Below are 246 nucleotides of genomic sequence, written 5' to 3'. Positions count from 1 at the left end.
TACCGTCTTTATGATGCAGAGGCTCAGGAGCTGAAACAGCGCTTGGCCGAGTTGCAAGAGAGGCAGAAACCTCACCTCGACACCATGAAGGCCCTCATGGGGCAATACTTCCATGCCGACTACTGTGGCGTGATGGTGACAAGGTACAAAGCGGCAGGTAGGGTGGACTACAAGAAGCTGTTGGCTGACAAGGCTGCGGGTGTTAAGCCCGAAGACATCGACCAGTACAGAGAAAACTCATCAGAG

1 pseudogene is annotated in these 246 nt (G+C 53.7%); it reads left to right on the top strand.

The features are described 5' to 3' along the window. A pseudogene (locus B4920_RS27425) lies at positions 1-246 on the top strand (endonuclease); the annotation flags it as partial.

The organism is Zoogloea sp. LCSB751, from assembly GCF_002028455.1.
Classification (GTDB): domain Bacteria; phylum Pseudomonadota; class Gammaproteobacteria; order Burkholderiales; family Rhodocyclaceae; genus Zoogloea.
Note: the sequence above shows the minus strand (reverse complement) of the source record. Positions and strands in the feature narration are given on the sequence as shown.